This is a genomic window from Clostridia bacterium, assembly GCA_012841935.1.
Classification (GTDB): Bacteria; Bacillota; Peptococcia; order DRI-13; family DTU073; genus DUTS01.
On the sequence record DUTS01000041.1, the window covers coordinates 1 to 17,912 of the forward strand.

Here is a 17,912-nt window from a genome sequence, read left to right on the forward strand (position 1 = left end):
AAACTGTCAAGAGAATTTCTAAAAAAATTTTAAACTTTTTTTGCGGCCAACTTTTTTTTGACCGGATTAATATTTTATCATCTACGACAGGCTTCTGTCAAGTAAAAACATCTAAAAACCTTTCGATAACTGTCTTTGATAAAAAATAAAAATTGGTAAAGGGATCACTATCCATCCAAAGCTTTTAATAAGACTATTTTTTGCTCTTTGTATTTGCCGTTCTTTTTCATTTTCAACCATGGCTTCATATTGAATCCTAATTTCCGCATCAGACAATTGTGGTTCAGCATCACCCTCTTTTTCAAAGCGCAATTTATAATCTTCAAATGTTTGATAATAAGGGGTGGGAGTCAAAATATCTGCGGCAGCCATAAAAACGGCTACACTGCCACCAATAACCATCATTAAAGTAGTAAATAAAATAAGATAAACATATACCTTTTTAATCATTTCCCCGTCCTCCCCGTTTTTTTTTATACTACGGGCCTTTAAAAAAGCAGCTACCAAAAAAATCAAAACAATAATCGCCAAAGGTATTAAAAGTAAAATAAACAAACCTGACATTTTTTCACCATCCTCAAGTAAATTAACGGGGTCTTAATGTGGGAAAAAGGATTACATCACGGATGGAAGCCGCATCAGTTAAAAGCATGACTAATCTGTCTAAACCGATACCAAGGCCACCAGTAGGCGGCATACCTACTTCCAAAGCCTGCACAAAATCTTCATCATGAACTTGTGCTTCCTCATCACCCAAAGCCCGCTGTTCCATCTGTTTTCTAAATCTGGTCCGCTGATCAAGGGGATCATTTAATTCGGAAAAAGCATTACCAAATTCACGGGCAGTAATAAACACCTCAAAACGATATGTAAAATCCGGATTATCTGTTTTACGCTTGGCCAAAGGTGATATTTCCAGGGGATAATCCAAAATAAAGGTAGGTTGAATCAACTGAGGTTCAACTTTTGCTTCAAAAATTTCACTTAAAATTAGTCCCTTACCAGCTTTTTCAGGTAAGGATACACCCAGCTCAACTGCCTGTTCAGCAAGAGCCTCCTTAGATAAAACCTCATAATCAACACCAGTATATTTTTTAACAGCCTCAACCATGGTTAAACGCCTCCAGGGAGGTGTTAAGTCTATTTCTTCCCCCTGATAAACAACCTTTAAACTACCCAAAACCTCTTTGGCTACATGGGCAATCATTTCTTCCGTCAAATGCATCATATCTTCATAATCAGCATAGGCTTGATATAATTCCAGCATAGTAAATTCAGGGTTATGGCGTGTAGAAATTCCCTCATTGCGAAAAACCCGGCCAATTTCAAATACTTTTTCCAACCCACCGACAATTAATCTTTTTAAATATAATTCAGGTGCTATTCGCAAATAAAGATCTATATCCAAAGCATGATGATGAGTAACAAAAGGACGAGCACTTGCCCCACCAGGAATAGAATGCATCATCGGTGTTTCCACTTCTAAAAAATTACGTTCAACTAAATAGTGTCGTAAGGCTTGAATAATCTTACTACGTAAAACAAAAACCTCTTTAACCACGGGATTAACTATTAAATCAACATGTCTTTGCCGATATCGCAATTCCACATCTTTTAAACCATGCCATTTTTCCGGCAGTGGACGCAGTGCCTTGGCCAATAGGCACAAATCTTGAACATGAATAGTTATTTCATCAGTACGAGTTTTAAAAACAGAGCCCTTGACACCAACAAAATCACCGATATCCAGATTTTTAAACTGTTCATATTTTTCCGCCCCAACATCATTGGAACGCACATAAATTTGTATCTGGCCACTAAAATCCTGAAGATGAGCAAAACTAGCCCGTCCCATCAACCTTTTAGCCATTAAACGCCCAGCAATGGTCACTTCCTTTTCCGCCAAAGCCTCATAATTATCTAGAATGTCTTTGGCCTGATGGGTTCGTTTATAACGCCGGCCAAAAGGCTCCATTTTTTCAGCTTGCAATTTTTTTAATTTTTCTAGACGCACTTGCATCTGTTCATTTAATTCCTGTTCAGGTATTTCAGCCAATTTTACTGCTCCCCTCATTTACCAATTTAAAAAACCTGCATTATTTTATATTTAATTTTACCAATGGGTACATCTACCTCTACGATATCACCCGTTTTTTTTCCCATGATTGCTTTCCCCACCGGGGATTCATTGGAAATTTTATTATTCATCGGATCCGCCTCTGCCGAACCAACTAAAGTATATACAAGCTCTTCATTAGAAGCAAGGTCTTGTAATTTTACTTTTGTCCCGATATGTACTATTCCAGTACTGTTTTTTTGATGTTCGATCACCCGAGCATTACGAAGCATTTTTTCCAAAGTTATAATTCTACCTTCAATAAAAGCTTGATCATTTTTAGCCGCTTCATATTCCGAGTTTTCAGTAATATCACCAAATTCTATAGCTTCTTTAATTCTCTCGGCTACTTCTCTCCTTTTTACAGTTTTTAAAACTTCAAGTTCTTTTTCTAACTTATCCAATCCCTCCGGGGTTAGAATAACTTCCTTTTCCGTACTCATTTTTTTCTCTCCTTCAATTAATTTTTTAAAATTCGCTAAAAAATTAAACACTGCTTGGGTAGGCAGTGTTCCCAGTAAACAGTTTTCCTCCACCCCGCCTATAACTTTGAAGTACATTATATAATAAGAAATTTGACACTGTCAAGGCTTATTCTACCCCCCTAAAAAGCCTGTTTTTTTCACTATGAGTTTCCTTAAACTTTGAGGACGAAAGCCATGCCGCTGACCTAATTCCCCCATTTTTTCAACTTGCGGCAAAGTTACCTTTCCCTCCACAACTTCCTTTTGCAAAGCAGAAAGTAAAGTCCCCGCCCAAAAAGCAGGACAGTGTCCTGGAGGGAAAAAAGGTTCCCAAGAAACCCCAGGTGGAAGTTCAACCCACATTTCTTCTAACACGGTTAAGAGCCCTTTTGCCTTGACCCAAGAATTTCCCGGTAAAATAAGATTAAAGATGAGACTAGCTGCAGGTAAATAAAAATTGGGAGGGAGCTCACTGGCCAAAACAATGATTGAGGCCTCAGCCAAGACCTGATTAATTCGAGTAGTAATTTTAACTACCAAACCACTTTCATATAAAATTTGTGCAGCCAATTTTTCCAATTCGCCCAGTTCTAAATCAGCTAAAATTATCGTTTTATTTTTCTGGGCCAATAAACGGGCCGCTATTTTACCTAAAGGGGCAGCTGCCCCCCAAATAACGATACTAATTTTTCGAGGGGCAAGTAATTCGACTGCTTCACGAACATTTTGCCCTAGTACAAATAACTGATAATTATAACCTACTGTTTCATGCGGTTCCCCGATGGCCAAATAAGGACTTATTCCCCAAAAGCGGGCAGTTTTTTCGGCCAGCTTAATAGCTTTTTGCCTTTTTAAGCTGATTAATTCTGAAGAAAAATGAGCAAATTCCTTCTTAGGCAAAGGACAATAAATAAAATCCCCCTGCACATTCGCAAAAGGAGATTGCCAACCAAATTCCCCTACCCGCAAAACCGGTAGAAATCGCCGTGTTTTTTCCCAAACGAAACGAGGCCATTTTAATCCCCCCGGAAAATAAGCAGCATAATCCTGCCAAGAAAAAGGTAATAAAACAAAGGCTATTCTACCCATTAAACCACATCCATTTAACCTATTTTTTCACTGGCGAAATCTACTATCCGCGGTTTAAAATCTGCTTGTTTTAAAATATGTAGATAATCAGTAAGGGTAATTTCCTCAACAGTTTTGCCTAATATAGCCACTAAGGCAGCTTCTAAAACATTGGTTCCAAAGGAACGACCACCTAATTCCGGTGTAGAAGTAATCAGGGATCTGGCTCCCCGCTTAGCTAAAAGTTCAAGATCTGTGGTGGTAACCGTATTAGTAAGAATTATTTTACCACTAATATTTTCCGGTAAATATTTTTTTATAAAATGAAAATCACCAGCAATAACATCATTTAGTTCATAATATTTATTATATCCTTGAATTATTACCTGCTGTTCTTTACCTACAGGATATAAATATTGAAAGGGTAATTTACTGACTATCGGTCCCAAGGTTCTACCAGCCAAGACCAAAGCTCGCAATGATTTTAAAGGCCAAGGTATCCGCAAACCAAAAATTAAATCACCAAAGGTGACCTGTGCCCCCACTTCCACTAATGTTTCTGCCATGCCAAATCGGTCCACCCCACAAACCAATAAAACATTTTTGCCCTTAAAATCTAATAATTTCTTTTCCATTAAATAATGGATGGTGTGTCTTTCCAAAGTATCCTTTAAACCACTGCCATCCACCATAGGTGTTTTACGTGCTGCTCTTTTAAGTTTTAAAGCATCCTTTAAAACATAACGCCGACCACCAGCGACAATATATAAATCAATACCCCCCATACCAAAGGCATCTACTTGACCATCAAGTGAACGCACTAATTCAATCGCCCTGGCGAAATCACCATCAGTACCTATACGTTTAATCATTATTTTTTTTCCCATTATTTCTGTCTCCACTTGATGATCTCGAGAGCTGGCACCTAGACTAACACTCACGACTTGTTTCATTTTTACTACCTCCGGTAGTAAATTTCTTCTGCCTTTAGGCAATTATTCCTGCTAATTTAATCGAGATAATCTTTTTTCCTGATAATTTCGTAATAAAAACAAAACTTCCGCCATTTCCGTGGTGCGAAATAATTGTTCCTTTAATCTAGCAGTATGGGGTAGACCTTTTAAATACCAAACCAAATGTTTACGCATTTCCTTTAATCCTCTTACCTCACCTTTAAAGGAAACTGCTAATTCTAGATGTTCAATCGCCCCGGCAATCTTTTCCTGAGGTGTAGGTGCTGGCAATTCTTCACCATTTTTTAAAAAATGATTTACTTGCCTAAAAAGCCAAGGATTCCCCAAAACTCCCCGTGCAAACATCAAGGCATCACAACCTGTCTCCTTCAACATTCGCCTAGCATCAGCTGTAGTCCAAAGATCACCATTACCAATCACTGGTACCTTAACCCTATTTTTAACCTGTTTAATTAAATCCCAATTAGCCGAACCTTGATAATATTGTTCACGGGTACGACCATGTATGGTAAGGGCACTAACCCCCGCGTCTTCCATTCTTTGGGCAAACTCCCTAACATTAATTTTGTCCCAACCAGCCCGTAATTTCACAGTGACTGGTAAAGTAACGGCTCTGCGGACAGCTTCAACTATTTGTACAGCCAAATGAGGTTGTTTCAATAAGGCAGCTCCAGCACCATTATTCACAATTTTGGGTGTCGGACAGCCAAAATTAAGATCAATAATTTGGGCACCAGCCTTTTGAGCTATTCCTGCCGCCCGTGCCATATTTAATGGTTCCCCCCCTAATAACTGCACGGCAAGGGGAGGCTCTTCACCTGTTAAATCTAACAAGGCCCTTGTTTTTTTATTCTGATAAACCAAAGCCCGGGCACTGATCATTTCAGTATAAACCAAAGCACAACCATACCGCCGAGCTATTAAACGAAACGCTTTATCGGTTACTCCAGCCATAGGAGCCAAAAAAAGGGGATTAGCCATTTTTACCCCACCGATTTGCATTTTAAACCACCTCAAGCTTGATTTAGTTCATAAATCATTTTTAAACCAGTTAAAGTCAAAAAAGGATCTTCACGATCAATCAATTTTGTTTCTTGAACAATAAATTTACTTTCACCACCTGTAGCCACAACAAAAAGATCTTCTTTATATTCTGCTTTAATCCGCTGAATAATACCTTCCACTTGACTTAAAAAACCATAAACCAAACCAGCCTGCATACTAGCTACCGTATTCCGCCCAATTATTTTCTCTGGTTTCACAAATTCTATCCGCGGCAATTTGGCTGTTTTTTGAAAAAGTGCTTCCATGGCCACATCTATTCCCACAGTAATAGCCCCACCTAAATATTCACCTTTTTTACTAAGTACACAAAAAGTTGTAGCTGTTCCAAAATCAACGATTAATAAAGGACCACCATATAAAGCAAAGCCAGCCACGGCATTCACAATCCGATCAGCCCCTATTTCCCGGGGATTGTCATAAAGTAGGGGGAGACCGGTTTTAATACCCGGTCCCACCATTAATGGCTCCAAATGAAAATATTTATGAGCCATTTCTTTTAAGGTTAATGTCAAAGGTGGTACTACCGAAGAAATAGCCATACCTTTTACCTCTTGATACTGCAAATTATTATGTAAAAAAAGATTATAAAGAAAAAGTCCGCATTCATCTACCGTTAAATTTAAATGGGTGGAAAGACGCCAATGCTGGATCAATTCCCCTTCTCGATAAACCCCCATAACCGTATGACTATTACCCACATCAATAACCACCAACATTTAACTTCACCCTCCTAATTCTTTTGCAACACCTTTACCAAAGCCACCACAATTAAAACAGCTACCACCATTTCCGGCAGTCCGTGAACTACGGCAATACCACCAGCCACCTTTAAAGTTAAATATCCCTGAATTACGGCCATACTCAAAAAACCAACTGTATTAGTTAAGGTCCCGGCAACAGCGGCCAAAATGGATCCCAAAAAAGTATTTTTCCGCCCTAATTGATAAGCATAATAAGCGACAACTCCAATAAAAAGTCGCGGCAAAATGGCCACAAAAGGATCTTTGGCCAAGGCCGAAGGAGCTGTTAAAAAACTATGTACACCAAAAATTAAACCAATAAAAAAGCCAACCACTGGTCCTTCTAAAATAGCGGCAATTATCGTCGGAACATGCAAAATAGTAGCCCGCCCCGCCGGAGTAGGCACAGGTACCAAACCTAAGCCAGTAACTCCCAAAATGATGGTCAAAGCACCCATTATTCCAATAAAAACAATTTTTCGTGTTGTTAATTGCATTTGCTTTTCCCCCTTATAAAAAATTAAAGCATTAGGCTAACCCAATGCTTAGCGGGAACTATATTATTTACCTGAGCCTTTTAACTACATTCTGGGCAATTATACCAGCCAAAATCCCCTTGAGCAAATCAAGAAGAATAAAGGGTAATAAACCCACTTTAATCGCCCCCCAGAGTGTAAAGGGCCTACCAAGGTAAAACCTAATAATCCCGTAAAGATAAGGAATGCCTATTAAATAGATCACTACTATTCCAGCCAACATGGCCAAAATAAACTTTCCTAAATTGTCGAACGGTATTTTCTCTACAAGCCAGCCTACCGTAAAAGCGGCTCCAATAAAACCAAATAGAAAGCCACAAGTAGGATTGAAAAAATACGTTAAACCTCCAAAAGGGGACTGAGCAAATACCGGAACACCCAAAAAACCAATTAAAACATAAAGAAAAACACTAAGGGCCCCTAAACGTGCACCTAAAACACCGCCAACTAACAAAACCATAAAAGGTAAAATACTGAAAGGAACCACTATTTCGCCGCCAATTTTAAGAATAAAAGAAGCAATACAAATGAGAGCTGTAAAAAGAGCAGTACGCGTCATTTCATGTGCTGTAATATTCATAGCTAATCCTCCTGTTAACTCTTTTGCTGTGTTTGGTTGACATGCTCTCATTATAAATAGATTCATTATACTTGTCAATATTTTCTCGACTCATCACCTCCTTAAACAAAAAACCTTTTGAGACCCCTAGACTCAAAAGGCATAAGTTTACCTATTTTCCGTCTCAGTCCCTTGAAGATCCAAGCGGTTCTTAATTTTCCCTTTTACAATGGTTTTTAATTAATAAGGCTTCCTAGGGAATGCCTTTTAATCAAAAAACAAACCTTGTTTTTGTAATCTTAGTTTAACATCTTGAGCAGAAATTAACAACTCTATTTTTTGGGCCGGAATTGCCACCTGCAGTCTTTGAAAAATCTGTGGGGCAATTTCCCGTAAAGGCACCAACACAAAAGCACGCTCCTTAAGACGCGGATGTGGAATTTGTAAACAGGGTGTAGTCATTTGTAAAGTACCGTAAAATAAAATATCCAAATCTAAGGTACGCGGTCCCCAGCGAAAATTACGCACACGACCCAATTGCTTTTCAATAGCCAAACAAACATCTAACAACTCCAATGGCTTTAAACTAGTTAAAGCACAAACAACCAGATTTAAAAAATCGGGTTGAAAAGTATAACCTACCGCTGTGGTCTCATAAATAGCCGATATTTTTTTTAAAAGGATGCCTTTTTCCGGCAACAATTTGAGGGCCTCCACCAAATTGTTTAAACGCTCACCCTGATTACTCCCCATAGATAGATAAATTTCAGTTTTCATCTTTACCGTATACTATTTCCACCCCCACATAATCAAGTATCCCTGCTAATGGTACTTCCGGTTTTTTCACCTTTATTTTTACCTTTTTCACCATAGGCAAAGCTGCTAAAGTCTCTGCAAGACGATAAGCTAGATATTCCAAAAGATTAACTTGTTTCCCCTGCATAATCTCTTTAATGATTCTATAAACCTGAGTATAATCAAGTGCTTGAGCTAAATCATCACTTAACATTGCTTCCCGAAAATCACCATAAAGAGTTACATCTACCCAAAAACGCTGTCCCAAAACTTTTTCAGCGGCAATAACACCATGATAAGCATAAAACTCCATACCTTTAAGTTCAATTGTTCCTTTCAAAATCATCTTTATCCCCTCCGCTTTGCACGGCTTTTAATACTTTAGCCAAACGCACAGTTTCTTCGACATCATGTACCCGTACAAAATCAACCCCTTGTAGTATTCCCCAAGCAGCAGCGGCTAAGGAACCTTCTAAACGCTTATCTGGGGGTAAATCTAAAAGTTCACCAATAAAGGTTTTACGAGAGGCTCCCAATAATAAAGGGAAGCCCAAACTTTTCAAACTAACTAAATTGCGTATTAATGTTAGATTTTCCTGCAAATTTTTAGCAAAACCAATACCAGGATCAATAACTATTTTTTCACAAGGCACACCTGCCTGCTGATAAATAGCAGCTTGTTCAGCCAAATTATCCACTACCTCTACCAGTACATCTTGATATTCCCGATAAAAATAACTGTGCATTACAATTACCGGTACTTGAAAACGTGCTACTACTGCCGGTAAATGCGGATCTTTCAAGCCACCACCAATGTCATTAATTATATTGACCCCTAGAGCCAACATTTCTGCAGCCACCTCTGCTTTATAAGTATCCAGAGAAAGGGGTACAGGTAATTCTAACAATTTTTCCACAACCGGGTTTAATCTTTTTATTTCTTCTGCAGCCGTAATCGGTTGATAGCCAGGTCTGGTAGATTCCGCACCCACATCAATTACGTCAGCACCAGCCTCTACCATTTGCCAAGCATGTTCCACCGCTAATTGAGGATCCATAAATTTTCCCCCATCAGAAAAAGAATCGGGAGTAAGATTTAAAATACCCATAATTAATGTTCCTTGACCCAAAACAAGCTTTTTTTCACCCCAAGACCAAAGAAGAGGTTTAGAACTGCCCATATGAGTCAAAAATTTATGCAAACGTTCACTTAGGCTTTTTAACCCCCATGGCTGATAAGCAATTTTATCAACTAAAGCTCGATAATGCTTACGAGTACCCAATAGCAGTACTGAGCTCTCCTTTTGACTGCAATTTACCACCCCACGTGCAACAACCACATCTCCACCCAAAGAAAGCAGATGCTGTTTTAAAATATTAGCAGCTGGACTAGGTACTTCTTTTATATATAAAGGCATTATTTTTACCTTATTCAACATAATTTCTTGCCCCAAGGGATCACAGCCAATTTGGGCACACAATTTTTTAATTTCATTTTCCTTAAGATCTAAATAATAAGGTCCCCGCATACTTTCGCCCTCCTTAACTGAATAATAAAAAAGGTACCTTTTCCTTAGTTTCTGACCGGAAAGGTACCCTTCACTTAGACTTCACTCTGCTCAAATTTCCCTTCGATAAATTCACCTAAACCAGCCTGTTCCAATAAAGCACGGAATTCATCAGCATCAATAGTTTCCTTTTCCATCAAGGTTTGAGCAATCAAATGCAAGGCATCAATATTTTCTTTGAGTAATCTTTCAGCCTCTTTATAACATTCATCAATAATACGGCGTGCTTCCTTATCAATGGCATAAGCCACTTCTTCGGAATAATCCCGATCACGTGCTAAATCTCTTCCCAAGAAGACTTGCTCCTGTTTACGACCAAATGTAAGGGGGCCTAATTCTTCTGACATGCCGAATTCCGTAATCATTTTTCTGACGATACCTGTTGCCCTTTCTAAATCATTTTGAGCACCTGTACTTACTTCATTTAGCACTAATTTTTCCGCCATACGCCCACCCAAAAGCATAGTTACTTGATTTAGTAAATGAGATCGCGTCATATAATGTCGATCTTCTTTAGGCAGTAAAAGCGTATAACCGCCTGCACCTCCACGAGGAATAATAGATATCTTATGCAGAGGATCAGTATGAGGTAAAAGTGCAGCCACCAAGCCATGACCAGCCTCATGATAAGAAACTAATTTTTTCTCAAAATCACTAATTACACGTGATTTCTTTTCCGGGCCAGCAATCACCCTTTCTATGGAATCTTCCAATTCCGACATGGTAACTTCGTTATGGTCGCGGCGAGCCGCCAATAAAGCAGCCTCATTAAATAAATTTGCCAAATCAGCCCCCGTAAAACCAGGAGTCCTGCGAGCCAAAATATTTAAATCAACATCTGCAGCTAAAGGCTTACCCTGGGAATGAACCTCCAAGATTTCCTGTCTACCTTTAACATCAGGGATACTAACCACTATTTGCCGGTCAAAACGCCCTGGACGTAGTAAAGCCGGATCCAAAATATCGGGACGGTTAGTAGCGGCAACAACAATAATCCCTTCATTTACACTAAAACCATCCATTTCTACTAAAAGCTGATTAAGGGTCTGTTCCCGTTCATCGTGGCCACCACCAAGACCTGCTCCCCTTTGACGGCCCACAGCGTCAATTTCATCAATAAAAACAATACAAGGTGCATTTTTCTTAGCCTGTTCAAATAAATCACGTACTCGAGAAGCACCTACTCCCACAAACATTTCCACAAAATCAGAACCACTAATACTAAAAAAAGGTACTCCCGCCTCCCCAGCCACAGCCCTAGCCAATAGGGTTTTTCCGGTACCCGGTGGCCCAAACAATAAAACTCCTTTAGGGATTTTGGCTCCCAATTTAGTATATTTCTTAGGATATTTAAGGAAATCTACTACTTCCTCCAATTCCTCCTTTACTTCATCTACCCCAGCTACATCATCAAAAGTAATTTTCTTTTTATCATCTGTATGCAAACGTGCTCTACTTTTACCAAACTGCATTACCCGGCTGCCCCCACCCTGAGTTTGTTGAATCATAAAAAACATGAAACCGATTAATAGTAAAAAGGGTAAAAACGAAGTCAATAATGTTGTCCATAAAGAAGTTTTCGGTGCAGGTTCTTGGGTAAAAATAATCTCCTTAGATTTAACCAATTCGATTAATTTTTCATCATGGGGTGGACCAATCACTTCAAATTGCTGAGCATCCTGTAAAGTACCTTTAATGATGCGAGCATCTTCCCCTTGAATAATAGTTAAATTTTTAACTTCCCCTTTTTCCAAGGCTTTATAAAAAGCAGTATAATTATTATTAAAAGGATCAGCCTGTGGGGGAGTAACACTGAACTGACTAAAAATGAAATAAGCAGCCAAAACGATTAATAAATAAATGGCTATATTTTTAAAAACTCGATTCACGAGGTTCCTCCTTTCTAACTTAATTCCATTAACCAATTTACCTTATCATATAACCCAATATTTGTGAACCCCCATAACTAAAATCAGGGATTTCTTTGATTTATTTTTAAACATAAATATTTCCCGGAATCACTTTTTTCTAAACAACTTTGAGTAATAGCCAAACCCGGCAGCCAAACAATTTGGTCAGTTGTGGTAATTAAAAGCACCAAATCCCTACGATCATGTGGTATTTTTTGTTCACGCAAAAAATCTTTAACCCTTTTTCTACCTACCAACCCCGGAAAAGAAAAACGGTCACCTGCTTTACGGGAACGTCCATAAAGACCTTGCCTTACTTTTTCCCATGGTAAATAAACTTTATTTTTTTCACTTTTACCAGGCAAACCCTTCACAATTTCAGCCACTATTTTTTGACCGATTTCCGGAAAAAAAGTTTCACCGGGAATTTCTAAAGCCCGGCAAGTAATGTGAGGGGATCTGACAGCAGTTTGTCGATAAAAAACAAGTGTCTCATAACTTTTTTCTACATTAATTTTTCCCGGAAGCTGTAATACTTTTCCTACCCCACCATCATACACAAAATTAACAATTCGTTCTACATGAAAAAAAGCCACTCCCTGTCTTTTAGTTAATTGTTGATATGCTAACAAAATCAAACGCCGCTGCATACTTAAATGCAGTTTTGACCAATCTTTCAATGAAAGAGAGATTCCCTTTTCAGTGGAAGAAATAAGTTGAGAGGCCAATTGTAATGCTTCTCGTCGTAAATAATGGGCTTCGGCTTGTAAAATAACGGCAGTACGGTTAAGAGTTGCCACTAAATTAGGATTAAGCTCATTTTCCAACCAGGGAATAATTTGATTGCGAATTCGATTTCGTAAATAAACATTTTCTAAATTACTGGGATCACGCCGTGGCTCTAACTTGTTTTGCTGACAATAAGTTTCAATAGCCTCACGGTAAACAAATAATAAGGGTCTGATTAAAGGCCCATTTCGCGGTGTCAAACCCTGCAATCCTTCCAAACCCGCCCCAACTAAAAAATGCATTAAAACTGTTTCCGCTTGATCATCAGCCTGATGTCCGAGAGCAACTTTATGAGCACCAATTTCCTTCAACAATGTTTTCAAGTGCTCCCTTCTCAATAAATGTCCGGCTTCCTGAATAGATAATCCTCTTTTTTCGGCAAAAGCAGCTACAGGCATTTTAATTAGCGTACATGGTAAACCCCACTCTGCAGCAATATCTTTTACCCAGGCCGCCTCCAAAGCCCCTTCCCGACCACGCAAGGTATGGTCAAAATGAACTACATGTAAACTAAAGGCAAACTGCGGACTTAATTTTTTTAAAACATGCAGCATTGTTAAAGAATCCGGGCCCCCGGAAACTGAAGCAATCACTAATTCTTGAGGCTGAATTAATTGATATTTTTCTATAGTTTCCCGAACGGTCGCTACTAATTTCTTCATTATTTTTTTAAAACCAACCTTCTAAAGAATAGTCTGTTTCTTTTTTCTACAAAAAAAGAGGGACTCCTGCTTATAAGGCTTCCCTTTCCCTATTTCTTTTTTTAATCCTCTTGCAAACCGGCCACAAGTACACACATATCATCAGCAATTTCTCCCCCTGCGGCTTTTTTGGCCATAAAGAACAAATAATCGGCAACCACTTGGGGTTCAAAAGCTTCAAAGTTATTCAACAGTGTCTCCCAATCCCCATCTGGATATGCCAATACATCCCAAATACCATCACTCATCAAGATTAAATTATGGCCAGGTTTTAAAATTTGTCGAAAAATTTGCGGTTCTACTTCCTCTAAAATTCCCACTGGTAGAGAAGTAGATGGTAAAATTTCTATTCCTTTTGGAGTACGAATAATAGCTGGTGAACCACCAGTTTTAATTAAATCACATTGACCATTAATTTGATTAATTATGGCTAAATCCAAAGTAGTAAAACTCTCAACATCTGTTTTTAATAATAATACCGTATTAACGGTTTTTACGGCGATGGAAGGTGAGATGCCGGCCCATAGCAACTTTTCCAAAATATTAACCGCTAAACTACTTTCGGCTCGTGCCTCCACTCCACTGCCCATCCCATCACAAACAACTACCGCAAAGTGCTTCTGAGGCAAACTAAATGCCGCACAAAAATCACCGGAAATATCTGAACCACTTTTTGAACAGCCGGCAAGACCAATAACAACCTCAACAGTCTTAGCTGCAGACAAAACATAAGAACAATAACCATTTTTACCACAACAATCACGTTTATCTAAAACAAAGGTCTCTCCCAAAACCTGAGAAACATTAGGAGCCACCAAAGTAAAACAAACATTTTGGGAAGCACAACTTTTCTGTGTACAGTGAATTTCCTCTTTATCAGGAAATTTAAGTACCTTAATCTCTGCTAATTCTATACCTTTAGCTGCCAACTTTTCTTCTAAAACATATTCCAGATCACCTGCAAATTCAACTACTTGTTTAATTTCCGCAGAAAAATTCTCGATAATATTACCTAATCCCTGTAATTGCCTTTTTAACAATTGTCGAGCAGCCCCCTGACGCTGTTCTAATACTGTTAACATCCTGCCAACCTCTTTTTGAGTTTTTAAAACAACTAAAAGTTCTTTAAAATGCCGACAACCCTCCCGAAAAACATAACCAAAATCACTTTCTTCCAAACAACCTACCTGCTCTAAACGAGTACAGGCATCCCAAAGTGCCCGATAAGTTTTGGAAAACTTTTTACCCCAGCAAACTTGATACAAACTACAATCTTGACAAACCTGAACAAGCACCTGTCTAATAAAATATTGATATTTTTCTCTATGAGTCTGATTGTCCAGGCCCTCCGGCAAAATTGTCGCCAAATCATAAAAAACACCCGCCATTTTAAATAATTTATCAGCATAATAAGTATTGGAATAGTGTTCCAAAGCTTCACTGTCACGCACAGCTGCTATTACTTCCCGCGGAATAGGCAAGTTCAATAAACAAAAAAAACAAACAGCCACACCTGTTTCCTTTAAAGCTAATAAAAGTTGTCCACTTTCAGCAAAATAAATAGAAAGAAAAACATTAGCCAAAATAAAACCAATCACTACTCCCAATTTGCGAAAACCACTGAACAAACCGCCCAATAAACCGGCTAAAGCATAATAAGCCAAGGGTCCTAAAGACAATAAACCTTGAACACTAGGAGCTAGGCCCACAACTACACCCAAAGCCGCTCCTCCTCCTGGGCCACCCCATAAAGCCGCCCATAAAATTAACCAGCGGCTAAAAATACTTTGTAAACTATAACCCCACCAAATAATATTCCCCAAACCGAGCACTAAACCAAATACTAATAAACCTAAAGCCGCACTTTCTTCCAGGGTTAAAAAAACTCCTGACTTAATTTTTTCCCAACCCTCTAAACCTACAATAGTTACTAAAGCATAAACACTAACCAAAATACTTTCAAAAATAATACACAACCACAGGTAAAGTTCACTACCTGTCCCCCAAGCAATTATTCCGCGAGCTAAAAGATGGGTTCCGGCAATCAAAAAAGGAACCAATAACCACGGTGTGGGTTTTTGCCAAAACAAAATAGTTAACAGAAGAACACTTAAAAAATAGCCCCAAAAAATCCAACCACTAAAACTAATAAGTAGACCGAGAATTACTCCTCCCAAAACTACCCGTTTTTGCTGATGATTAAAACACCATAAACCTGCTAGAAAACCAATTCCCAATGGATATAATTCTCCCAAAAAAACAGCCCGGGAAAACAAAATTCCCAATAAAAAAAAACCGCACTTACTTAAGGAACAAATCCGTAAATATCCGGTATTAAGCACCCCTTTCCACCTCCCACCTGATCTAAAATAATTGTATTACAATCAAATGGGAAATCTTGGGGAAACCTGTCTAATAAGCTTCACTTTTTTCCGTCAATTTTTGACCTAAAGTAAAAAAGCGTCTGGCAAGACGCTAATTTTTACGACTAGAACCACGGCCGCCCCTTTTGGCATCCATGCTTCTACGATATTCAGTTAATCTTTGGTCACTTTCCTTTAAAAATTGGGCTAATTTAGCCTCAAACGATTCGGTAGCAGATTTTTCGGGGAAACGTTTTCGCCGAGTACTACTAGATTTTTCAGATGACTGAACCTGTTTAATAGAAAGACCTATTTTCCCTTTTTCATCAATGTTAATAACTTTAACCTTAATTTTCTCTTGCTCTTTTAAATAATCATTAACATCCCTAACATAAGCGTCAGCTACCTCCGAAATGTGTACCAGTCCTACGGCACCTCCGGGCAATTCTACAAAAGCACCAAAATTTGTGATACCGGTAACCACTCCTTCAACTATTGCCCCCACGGATATTGACATATGAAAAAAAATCCCCCCAAAGCATTCTCGCTATTTTTATGTTATCGCTATTATATCGCAAATTTTCGCACAGTGTCAACCGTTAGTGAATTTTCGTGTTTTGAAAAATACTACTGCCATTTGTTAGCTAATTACTGAGCAAATCTAGCAGCCAGTTGCCTACGGCTTGTCCCCGGGAAAAGCAGGAATAATTAAAATTTCACCGGGTTTAACCAAGCCCAAATTTTCACGAGCCAATGTTTCAATCATTTCCGGGTCTTGTAAAGTTTCCAATTCATGTTCTAATTCTTCCTGCTGTTTTAGTAACTTTTCGGTTAATATTTTTTCCTGATTAATTTCTTTTTTTAACTCGTAAATTTGATAACCACTCACCAAAAAAGAAATCAGCAAGTAAATTAAAATTATGCTCAGCATAACTTTAAAATAACGCGGTATTTTCCTTCTGCGGCGTCTTTTACGAACAATATATTTTTCCGGATAAAATTGTATCATCTACTTCCTCCCCCTATAACTAAAAATTCTACAAATAAAGTTCAATTCCTTTTTTAAGCCGAATTCTGTGGTGGCCGAGTTGTTTTTTTAGGAGGAAATAAATAAAGAAGCGTTTTTAAAAAAAAGCGGCGAATAAACCTACCACAAAACTTTAAATATAAACTAAAACCCAAGAACATACCCAGTAAAAAATAAAACCTTACAGCCCCCCAAGTAAGCAAAACTAAAAATAAGGCTGTAAAAATAGTTATTAAAAACCAAAAAAGCACATCACTTAAATTGATCTGCCATTTTCTAAAGGAATAGACCTTTCTGAGGGTTCGTAAAAAATCCCAGATTATACCCACTAAACCTCCCCAGAAGACTACACCCAAAAACACCAGAGCCTGTTCTAAAATTAACATTACTACCCCCATTTTAAAGCTATTTAAATAAACGGGCCAAAACCCCTTTTCCTCTGGCCTTCATTTGGGCCTGTTTATCTTCAATATATTCTATACTATTAATGATTCCCTCTAATGATAATTGTCCGGCCTCTAAATTTAATTGTGTAATATGCAGCTGTTCACCACGTACTACCAAAGGACCTAATTTACTAAGAGCAATTACTTGCCGTTCATCAAAACTTTCCACCTCATTAACACCATCAGCCTGCAGGGCCTTGCGATCCTCCAACAACACTTTATATTTTTTAGGTTCCACCTTATCCCCCTCCATTCCTCAATTTAAACCTATGCAACAAGTCCCTAAATATTACTCCTCTTGCTTCATTTTACCGCGAAACTTTTTTTGTTCTGGTAAAAGATAGTTGTCTATACCACTTTCAACATCAGCTAGGGAATCACTACTACCATAACGAGCTACAGCCTGCCAAGCATCTTCCCCATCAAAGGCATTATTTTCTTTTGGATCTAAACCTTGCATACCGCCAATTATTTCTTCTTCTAAAGGACGTTTATCAAGCTTAGTTTCTTGTTTTTCTTTACAAACCAAACAAGTAGTAGTATAGGGAATAACCTTTAATCTGTCTTGCTCAATTTTCCGACCACACTCCCTACATAAACCATAAGTCCCTTCCTCTAAAGCAGCCAAAGCCTGATCAATTTGCCTTAAACGGGCTTCAAAAAACTGCTGTAAACCTAGAGCCTTGCTTCTTTCCCAAGTAGCCTCACCAATATCGGCCGGATGGTTATCATAAAGAGAGAGTTCCCGCAGTGATTCCTGCAAAGATGTTCGCAATTCCTTTTTAATTTCC

At 38.4% G+C, this 17,912-nt stretch carries 20 protein-coding genes; all 20 read right to left on the minus strand.

All coding sequences use genetic code 11. From position 1 onward, the window contains the following. Nucleotides 1-111: 111 nt before the first annotated feature. Nucleotides 112-564 (minus strand): hypothetical protein, encoded by a 453-nt coding sequence (locus tag GX687_02450; GenBank protein ID HHX96311.1) that lies wholly within the window; start codon nt 562-564, stop codon nt 112-114. A gap of 22 nt (nt 565-586) precedes the next feature. Then, the gene (lysS, locus tag GX687_02455; GenBank protein HHX96312.1) at nt 587-2,074 is read right to left on the minus strand and encodes a lysine--tRNA ligase; all 1,488 of its coding nucleotides are present in this window, start codon (nt 2,072-2,074) and stop codon (nt 587-589) included. Nucleotides 2,075-2,082: 8 nt separating this feature from the next. Further along, nucleotides 2,083-2,559, minus strand: a complete 477-nt coding sequence (gene greA / locus GX687_02460) for a transcription elongation factor GreA (protein ID HHX96313.1) — start codon at nt 2,557-2,559, stop codon at nt 2,083-2,085. A 153-nt stretch (nt 2,560-2,712) separates the two neighbouring features. After that, the gene (locus GX687_02465) at nt 2,713-3,669 is read right to left on the minus strand and encodes a hypothetical protein (protein ID HHX96314.1); all 957 of its coding nucleotides are present in this window, start codon (nt 3,667-3,669) and stop codon (nt 2,713-2,715) included. 14 nt (nt 3,670-3,683) lie between these two features. Then, a complete protein-coding gene (locus tag GX687_02470; GenBank protein ID HHX96315.1) occupies nt 3,684-4,601 on the minus strand; it encodes a quinate 5-dehydrogenase in 918 nt (305 codons plus the stop codon). A 51-nt stretch (nt 4,602-4,652) separates the two neighbouring features. Then, a complete protein-coding gene (gene dusB, locus GX687_02475; protein ID HHX96316.1) occupies nt 4,653-5,624 on the minus strand; it encodes a tRNA dihydrouridine synthase DusB in 972 nt (323 codons plus the stop codon). 11 nt (nt 5,625-5,635) lie between these two features. After that, nucleotides 5,636-6,403, minus strand: a complete 768-nt coding sequence (locus tag GX687_02480; protein ID HHX96317.1) for a type III pantothenate kinase — start codon at nt 6,401-6,403, stop codon at nt 5,636-5,638. 14 nt (nt 6,404-6,417) lie between these two features. Then, nucleotides 6,418-6,924: an ECF transporter S component gene (locus GX687_02485; GenBank protein ID HHX96318.1), complete on the minus strand. Its 507-nt coding sequence runs from the start codon at nt 6,922-6,924 to the stop codon at nt 6,418-6,420. 67 nt (nt 6,925-6,991) lie between these two features. Further along, on the minus strand, nt 6,992-7,543 hold the full coding sequence (locus GX687_02490; protein ID HHX96319.1) for a biotin transporter BioY: 552 nt from the start codon (nt 7,541-7,543) through the stop codon (nt 6,992-6,994). A 246-nt stretch (nt 7,544-7,789) separates the two neighbouring features. Then, nucleotides 7,790-8,299 carry a 2-amino-4-hydroxy-6-hydroxymethyldihydropteridine diphosphokinase gene (folK, locus tag GX687_02495; GenBank protein ID HHX96320.1) on the minus strand — a complete coding sequence of 170 codons (510 nt, stop codon included), beginning with the start codon at nt 8,297-8,299 and terminating at the stop codon, nt 7,790-7,792. Next, nucleotides 8,289-8,663: a dihydroneopterin aldolase gene (gene folB, locus GX687_02500; protein ID HHX96321.1), complete on the minus strand. Its 375-nt coding sequence runs from the start codon at nt 8,661-8,663 to the stop codon at nt 8,289-8,291. The genes folK and folB overlap by 11 nt, the downstream gene beginning before the upstream one ends. Next, nucleotides 8,641-9,846 (minus strand): dihydropteroate synthase, encoded by a 1,206-nt coding sequence (gene folP / locus GX687_02505; protein ID HHX96322.1) that lies wholly within the window; start codon nt 9,844-9,846, stop codon nt 8,641-8,643. The genes folB and folP overlap by 23 nt, the downstream gene beginning before the upstream one ends. Nucleotides 9,847-9,920: 74 nt before the next feature. After that, nucleotides 9,921-11,774, minus strand: coding sequence for an ATP-dependent metallopeptidase FtsH/Yme1/Tma family protein (locus tag GX687_02510; protein HHX96323.1), 1,854 nt, complete (start codon nt 11,772-11,774; stop codon nt 9,921-9,923). Between the two features lie 83 nt (nt 11,775-11,857). Beyond that, nucleotides 11,858-13,246: a tRNA lysidine(34) synthetase TilS gene (tilS, locus tag GX687_02515; GenBank protein HHX96324.1), complete on the minus strand. Its 1,389-nt coding sequence runs from the start codon at nt 13,244-13,246 to the stop codon at nt 11,858-11,860. Between the two features lie 101 nt (nt 13,247-13,347). Then, nucleotides 13,348-15,627 carry a SpoIIE family protein phosphatase gene (locus GX687_02520; protein HHX96325.1) on the minus strand — a complete coding sequence of 760 codons (2,280 nt, stop codon included), beginning with the start codon at nt 15,625-15,627 and terminating at the stop codon, nt 13,348-13,350. Nucleotides 15,628-15,760: 133 nt separating this feature from the next. Then, nucleotides 15,761-16,165 carry a S1 RNA-binding domain-containing protein gene (locus GX687_02525; protein ID HHX96326.1) on the minus strand — a complete coding sequence of 135 codons (405 nt, stop codon included), beginning with the start codon at nt 16,163-16,165 and terminating at the stop codon, nt 15,761-15,763. Nucleotides 16,166-16,324: 159 nt separating this feature from the next. After that, nucleotides 16,325-16,657: a septum formation initiator family protein gene (locus GX687_02530; protein ID HHX96327.1), complete on the minus strand. Its 333-nt coding sequence runs from the start codon at nt 16,655-16,657 to the stop codon at nt 16,325-16,327. Between the two features lie 53 nt (nt 16,658-16,710). Then, nucleotides 16,711-17,061 carry a hypothetical protein gene (locus GX687_02535; GenBank protein HHX96328.1) on the minus strand — a complete coding sequence of 117 codons (351 nt, stop codon included), beginning with the start codon at nt 17,059-17,061 and terminating at the stop codon, nt 16,711-16,713. Nucleotides 17,062-17,080: 19 nt separating this feature from the next. Next, complete coding sequence (gene yabP, locus GX687_02540) at nt 17,081-17,374, minus strand: sporulation protein YabP (protein ID HHX96329.1); 294 nt, start codon at nt 17,372-17,374, stop codon at nt 17,081-17,083. 36 nt (nt 17,375-17,410) lie between these two features. Then, a partial coding sequence (locus GX687_02545) for a TraR/DksA family transcriptional regulator (protein ID HHX96330.1) occupies nt 17,411-17,912 on the minus strand: 502 nt, incomplete at its 5' end.